We start from the raw sequence: 5,906 nt of genomic DNA on the forward strand, positions 1-5,906 counted from the left end.
GCGGCGCCCAGCATCACGAGCGGCCGCTTGGCCGCCAGGATCATGGCGGCGGCCCGCTCGATCGCGGTCGGGTGGGCGACCGGGATGTCGATCGGATGCGGCGGCACGACGTAGGCCTCGGCCTGCTCGGCGGCGATGTCCTCGGGCAGTTCCAGCAGCACCGGCCCGGGGCGCTCCTCGGTGGCGACCCGGAAGGCGTCGCGGACGATCGTCGGGATCGAGGAGGCGGAGACGATCTGCCGGGCCATCTTGGTGATCGGCTTCATCGAACTGATCACGTCCACGATCTGGAACTTCGCCTGCCGGGCCGACAGGATGCCCTTCTGACCGGTGATGATGATCATCGGCATCGCGCCGAGATGGGCGTAGGCCGCGCCGGTCGAGAAGTTCAGGGCGCCCGGGCCCAGGGTCGACAGGCACACGCCCGGCCGGCCGGTGAGGCGGCCATGCGTCGCCGCCATGAAGCTCGCCGCCTGCTCGTGGCGGGTCAGCACCAGCTCGATCTTGGAGGTGCGGAGCGACTCGACGACGTCGAGGTTCTCCTCGCCGGGGATGCCGAAGATGCGGTCGACGCCCTCGTTCTCGAGGGCCGCAATGAGTAGATCTGAGCCCTTGGGCATGTGATGTCCCACTGATGCGGCGCCCGACGGCACCGTCCGGCCCGGCCCGATCCGCGCGCCCGATTCACCCTCTGCACGCCGGTGTGATTCGTACGGTTCGGATCGGGACGGACACCCTCCGAATAGGCGACCGGTTAGAGGGCTGGCCTGTAGTGTGGTCAAGGGCCGCCGAGGCTGAAAGGTCACAGAGCGGTGCCAATCCTATCGTGTACGTGGATAAGGCCGTCTGGGACCGACCGAGTACGGTCGAGGTTGTCGCCTACGCGGTTCGGCGGGGGATCATGGACAAGGTGCCAAACGACGAGATGCGCGCCGCGGCGTCGCTTCCGGCCGGCGACGAGCCAGCCGAGGACGTTGTGCTGGCGCCCCTGGCGGACTTCCCGCGGATCGATCTCCGGGCCGGCGTCGAGCCCTGGGACAAGCGCCGGCAGGCCGGCAAGGCGCTGCGCGCGAAGGTCCCGCACCAGGACCACGCGGCCCTGCGCTCGGAGCCGGATCGCCCCGATCCGATCGGCCTGATCGAGGCGGCCCACGAGGGTCGGCAGGCGCATCTGATCCCACTGCGGGTCGCCCGGATGGCGACGAGCCCCTTCGCCTTCCTGCGCGGCGCCGCCCACGTGATGGCCTGGGACCTGTCGCGCGGCCCGCGCAGCGGCATCGACGTGGTCATGAACGGCGACGCCCACATCGACAATTTCGGCCTGTTCGGCACCCCGCAGCGCGACATCGTCCTCGATCTCAACGATTTCGACGAGGTCACGGTCGGCCCGTGGGAATGGGACCTGAAGCGGCTCTGCGCCGGGATCGCGGTCGCCACGGCCGATGCCGGCACACCGGCCGAATCGCGCCGGGCCGCCGTGATGAACGCGGTGTCCGGCTATCAGCGCACGATGCGGCGCCTGGCGCCGCAGGGCTCCCTGGATGTCTGGTATCAGACCACCCGGGCGGACGCGGCTGAACTCGGCGGAATCCGGATGGATCCCGAGGCCCAATCGGTGGTGCGCCGGGCGGTCGAGAAGGCCCGCCGCAAGAACAACCGCAGCCTCCTGGCCCAGATGGCTGAGCGGCGTATCGACGGCGGCTGGCGCTTCCGGACCGACGCGCCGATCCTGACCCCGGTCGACGAGACCACCCGGCAGCAGATCGTCTCGGGGCTGGAGCGCTATGCCGAGACCCTGCCGCGCGAGCGGCGGTTCATGCTCGATCGCTACCAGGTCATCGATGTCGCCCATCGCGTCGTCGGGGTCGGCAGCGTCGGGACGCGGGCCTATGTGGCGCTCCTGTGCGGAAACTCCGACCGCGATGCGCTCTTCCTGCAGGTCAAGGAGGCGGTCCGCCCGGCCCACGGCCCCTACCTGCCGGGGATGCCGGAGCCCTATGCCGGCCACGAGGGCGAGCGGGTCATCTACGGCCAGCGCCTGCTGCAGGCGGTGGGCGATCCGCTGCTCGGCTGGACCACCATCGACGGCCGTCCGTTCTACGTGCGCCAGATGAAGAACCTGAAGGGCGCGATCCCGCTCTCCGACATGTCCGGCCCTTCGCTCATGACCTTCTCGTACGCCTACGGGGCACTCCTCGCCCGGGCCCATGCCCGCACCGGCGACGCCGCGGCGATCGCCGGCTATTGCGGCCGCGGCAAGAACCCGGACCTGCGCGAGGCCTTGGCCGATTGGGCGGCGTCCTATGCCGAGCGCAACGCCGAGGATTTTGACCTGTTTCGCGCGGCGATCGCCGACGGGCGGCTGGAGTCGGCGGACGATCCCTGTTTGTGAGGCGATGTCCGGTCGAGGCGCACGCCTTTCCCGTCATTGCGAGCGCAGCGAAGCAACCCGCGGTAGCACGAGATCCCGAAACCGTGGCGCACCACTGGGCTGCTTCGCTACGCTCGCAATGACGGTGTGGGACGATTGATGAGACCGTGTCCAACGCGTGGGTTGCAGAAATCCCCGTCAATCCGACGTCGAGATTGGGAAAGATCTGTCACATCATCCCGAATTCAGGCGCCTCGTTGGCGAGCCGCACCAATAGGTCGCGCAGCCAGCGATGGGCGGGATCGCGATCGTAGGAGGCGTGCCACAGCATCGACACGGCCACCTCGTCGAGCGCCACCGGCACCGGGCTGACCGCCAGGGAGAGCGCGCTGGCGAAGGAGGTCGCCAGCCTCGCGTGCATGGTGGCGATCACCGGCGCGGCGCGGACCATGAACGGCACCACGAGGAAGCGCGGCGTGGTCACCGCGAGGATGCGCGAGCGCCCCAGCGCCGCCAGCGCGTCGTCCACGACTCCGTGGGCCGTCTCCCGCAACGAGGTCAGGACGTGCGGGAAACGCAGGTAGTCATCGAGCCCGATCGGCGGCTGGATCCCGATCAGGTCGGCGTTGAACAGGACCACGTAGCTGTCGCGATAGAGCAGCCGCTGCTTGTGGTGCAGTTGCCCCTCGGTGAAGAACCCGATGGCGAGATCGACCCGGTCGGCATCCAGCTCGTCCAGGATGCGGGCCCGCTCAACGGAGCGCAGCAGCAGCCGGATCCCCGGCGCGTCCCGGCGCAGCTGCGCGATCAGCCGGGGCCCGAGCAGGACCTCGACGCTGTCGGGCAGGCTCAGCGTGAAGCTGCGCTCGACGGTGGCCGGATCGAACCGCTCCTCCCGGTGGACGAGGGCCTGGACCTGCCGCAGCGTCGCCCGCAGCGGCTCGACGAGCTTCAGCGCCCGCGGCGTCGGCCGCATCCCGTCGGGGGCGCGCGTGAGCAGCTCGTCGTCGAACAGGCGACGCAGCCGGGCGAGGCTCGAACTCATCGCCGACTGGCCGACGCCGATCCGCGCCGCCGCCCGGGTGACGCTGCGCTCGTCGAGCAGCGCGTCGAGGGCGACCAGCAGGTTCAGGTCGATCCGGCTGAGGTCGATATGGTCGATGGCCACGCGCGCTGCGATCGGTTCGAGGTCGGGCGCTCTCCATAGCAGAGCACGGCCGTCACGCCGTCACGGGCTCCCGCGGCTCGGTGTGGTCGAACAGGCGCGGCGGCGCGATCTCGTTCCGGGCGCCCATCCGGTCGACCAGGTGGTCGGCCACCCGCAGGGCGTTGGCGATGATCGTGAGCGTCGGGTTCACCGCGCCGATCGACGGGAAGAAGCTCGCATCGGTGACGTAGAGGTTGTCGAGTTCATGCGCCTTGCAGTTCCGGTCCAGTACGGAGGTAGCGGGGTCGTCCCCGAACCGCAGGGTTCCGGCCTGGTGCGCGGTGCCGCCGATCGGGATGTTCTTGCCCAGGTAGAGCGAGCGGTCGAACAGGTGCGGGTGCATGTCGGTGAAGCTGCAGATCTCCTGCAGCTTGCGCCGCAGCCGCTTGTGCGCCTCCACGTTGGTCTCGGTGAGGTCGAGATGGACCTTGCCATCCTTGTAGTAGACCCGGTTCTGGGCCAGCGGGATGTCCTCCGAGGTCAACCAGAAATCGACGGAGTGCTTCGCGATCCAGTCGAACGGCTTGTTGGGAAACCATTGCAGGAAGCCCGGCAGCCCCTCGCCGTGGATCTGGGCGCCGTCGGACTTGCCGACCATCTGGATGTGGCCCAGCGGGAAGTCCCAGTCGTCCTTCGGGTCCGGGTCGCCGAAATAGAAGTCGTTGAGACCGAGCGTCTTCTGGAAACGGGTCGGGTTCGGCACCTTGGAGATCGCCAGGACCGTCGAGTTGTTGTGGCGCATGTAGTTGCGCCCGACCTGTCCGGAGCCGTTGGCGAGGCCGTCCGGATGTCGGTCGTTGGCAGAACGCAGCAGCAGCAGTGCCGAGGAGAGCGCCCCGCAGGCCACGACGACGAGGTCGGCGGAGGCTTCGAACGGCGCGTCGTCGCGGGTGCCGACAACGCCGGTCACGCTGCGCCCGCTCGGGTCGGTGACGAGCCGCTCGACATAGGTGCGGGTGAGCAGCGTCAGGTTCGGGCAGTCGCGCAAAGCCGGATCGACCACCATGGTCTGCGCGTCGGACTTGCCGTTGGTCGGGCAGGGGAAGCCGTCAAAGGATTCGCACTTGATGCAGGGCGAGGTCGACACCGCGCGCCCGTCCTTCTCCACCAGCCGCACGCCGACCGGCAGGTGGAACGGGTGATGGCCGGCATCCTTCAGGTTGTCGAACAGCTGCTGGATCCGCGGCTCGTGGGACACCGGCGGATGAGCGTAGGGCTTGCGCGACCAGGGCTCGGTCGGATCCTCGCCGCGCTGGCCGTGGACGTGGAACAGCTCCTCGGCGGCCTGGTAATGCGGCTCGAACTCGTCGTAGCCGACGGGCCAGGCGGGGGCGATGCCGTCCTCGTGGCGGATATCCGAAAAGTCCTTTTCCCGGAGCCGGAACAGGACCGAGCCGTAGAATTTCGAATTGCCTCCGACGTAGTAGTGCAGGCCGGGTTGGAAGCTGCCGCCGTCGGATGAGTACCAGGTCTCCTTGGTCTGGTAGTAGCCGTCGACGATCACCGCCTGGCTGTCCCAGTTGCGCGGTTCGCGCAGCAGATAGTCGCCGCGCTCGATCAGGAGAATGCGCTTGCCGGTCTGCGCCAGGCGCCATGCCATCGTCCCGCCGCCGGGGCCGGATCCGACGACGATCACGTCGTAATGCTCACCCGGCATCAATTCTGTCTCCGTCCGGACCGATCGTCCTGGCAGGCAACTCTCGAGCCGGACTTCGGATCGCGCCGCGGCGCGGTTTTGCGGCGCGGCGCTGCGAATGCTGCAACCGGCGGTTAAGCGCTTTTCCCAACGCGACCTTCAGGTTCACCTGCGATCCTGCACCGAGCCGGCCTGAAGCCGGGGAGGCATCCATGGTCGTCAAGGACATCGCGCTCGTGCTGGCGCTGCTCATCGCGGCAGCCCTGGCGCTCGGCCATTGGCGCGCCCGGCGCGCGCGACCGGACGAGGCCGAAGCCGAGCGGCTGCACGACCGCATCTGGCGGATCAGCGAGAGCGAGGACCGCTACCGCGCCCTGGTCGCGGCCACCACCGAGGTGATCGTCCAGCGCGACGCCCGCGGCCGCATCACCTACGCCAACGATGCGTACGCCCTGCTCTTCGGCCGCCCCGCCATCGACCTGCTCGGAGCGCAGATCGATCTGGAGATCCTGGAGCGGAACGCCGTCGAGGTCGGGGAGGACGGCGTGCGCCGCATGGAGGCGCAGGTCCGCTCGGTGGACGGGCAGGTGCGCTGGTTCGCCTTCGTGGAGATGCCGGTCGCGCACGGCGACGCGATGCATTGGCTGCGCGCCGGCCGGGACGTGACCGCCCGGGTCGAGGCGCTGCGCAGC

At 69.1% G+C, this 5,906-nt stretch carries 5 protein-coding genes; 2 read left to right on the top strand and 3 right to left on the bottom strand.

Translation table 11 applies throughout. The features are described 5' to 3' along the window. Nucleotides 1–620 (bottom strand): thiamine pyrophosphate-binding protein (locus FV228_RS18440; RefSeq protein WP_246693949.1); only part of this gene is annotated, 620 nt, incomplete at its 3' end. Nucleotides 621–901: 281 nt separating this feature from the next. Here FV228_RS18440 and FV228_RS18445 point away from each other — a divergent pair. Then, nucleotides 902–2,392 carry a DUF2252 domain-containing protein gene (locus FV228_RS18445; protein ID WP_147855957.1) on the top strand — a complete coding sequence of 497 codons (1,491 nt, stop codon included), beginning with the start codon at nucleotides 902–904 and terminating at the stop codon, nucleotides 2,390–2,392. Nucleotides 2,393–2,600: 208 nt separating this feature from the next. Here FV228_RS18445 and FV228_RS18450 read toward each other — a convergent pair whose 3' ends face one another. Together FV228_RS18450 and FV228_RS18455 are read right to left on the bottom strand one after the other, a co-directional pair. Continuing rightward, complete coding sequence (locus tag FV228_RS18450) at nucleotides 2,601–3,539, bottom strand: LysR family transcriptional regulator (protein ID WP_147855958.1); 939 nt, start codon at nucleotides 3,537–3,539, stop codon at nucleotides 2,601–2,603. Between the two features lie 52 nt (nucleotides 3,540–3,591). Beyond that, entirely contained in the window at nucleotides 3,592–5,235 is a 1,644-nt protein-coding gene (locus tag FV228_RS18455; protein WP_147855959.1) for a GMC family oxidoreductase, read from the bottom strand. A gap of 191 nt (nucleotides 5,236–5,426) precedes the next feature. On the opposite strand from FV228_RS18455, the gene FV228_RS18460 reads away from it, so the two are divergent. Beyond that, nucleotides 5,427–5,906: PAS domain S-box protein (locus FV228_RS18460; protein WP_147855960.1), on the top strand; the 480-nt coding region annotated here is incomplete at its 3' end.

This window comes from Methylobacterium sp. WL18 (assembly GCF_008040015.1).
Lineage (GTDB): Bacteria > Pseudomonadota > Alphaproteobacteria > Rhizobiales > Beijerinckiaceae > Methylobacterium > Methylobacterium mesophilicum.